This window comes from Bartonella sp. CE47NXGY (assembly GCF_042195415.1).
In the GTDB taxonomy this organism is placed as follows: domain Bacteria; phylum Pseudomonadota; class Alphaproteobacteria; order Rhizobiales; family Rhizobiaceae; genus Bartonella.
On sequence record NZ_JBHIOI010000192.1, the window covers coordinates 1 to 899 of the forward strand.

Annotated in this window: 1 protein-coding gene and 1 pseudogene; both read right to left on the reverse strand. The window is 40.0% G+C overall.

Annotated features, from left to right (window positions below; genetic code table 11):
• Positions 1–325, reverse strand: a 325-nt coding sequence (locus ACFIL3_RS10585) for a phage tail protein (RefSeq protein ID WP_375682260.1), incomplete at its 3' end; no start/stop codon positions are given.
• Positions 326–330: 5 nt separating this feature from the next.
• A pseudogene (locus ACFIL3_RS10590) lies at positions 331–899 on the reverse strand (phage tail protein); the annotation flags it as partial.

Sequence of the window (899 nt, forward strand, 5' to 3'; positions counted from 1 at the left end):
TGCCATTATGATGAAAAATGCTTTGTTTTTCCTCTACAGAAAGAATGACAAACTTACCTAAGATTTTGCCTTGACCAGTCACAAGAATGTGAGGTCCTTCATGTGCCATTTGCCGTAAATATTCGAGCTGTCTGTGACCACCTTTGAAATCTGGATAAATCACACCAGTTAAAGAAAATTCCGCATTTGCAACGGCAGGCAATTGAAGAGCTGCTTTGCGCCCCAATCGTCCTTGCTCTACCCATGGAACCCCATAAGACATATCAAGTGTTTGATAAGCAGCTGTTTCAATCGAAAAAATAAAACCACCCAAAGCTAACATCATGGTATTTAATCCGAAAGGCTAGAGGCTATGGCTAAACGTTGCTGTTTTGCATAGCGTTCAAGTGCTTGATTGACAGCGTCTCTGATTTCGTCCTTGAGACCATTGGGGACGGAAATATTTAGATTTGTAATGGTTACACGGGCGTCTACTTCAACGGGTTTATGAACCGTAATGGGCTTTGGAGCTTTAAAAGCACCTACTTTATTTGTTGCCTGCATTTGTCCTGTTTCAACGACACTTGTATTAAAACCACTCTTGCGTTTTTCAGGGGGGGTATTTGTAACCACTACTGTATCAACCATTTTTTTTGCACGTGCATTGGTTTCTTCGGTAAAGGTTTTAATGGTCTGCGTTGAAGTCTTGTCTATTGAAACATTAAACCCTAACTTTTCTTTCACCCAATTAGGCATCCAACTGGTTAATTTCTTCATCATATTGCCAAAACCGTTATACAGATCATCCCATTTGCTTTTGATGCCCTCCCAAAGCCCATTAATAAGATTGGAGCCTATTTCCATTAAATCGACACCAAACAGCCATTCAATGAGTTCATTGATTTTTTTCGAAATCCAAG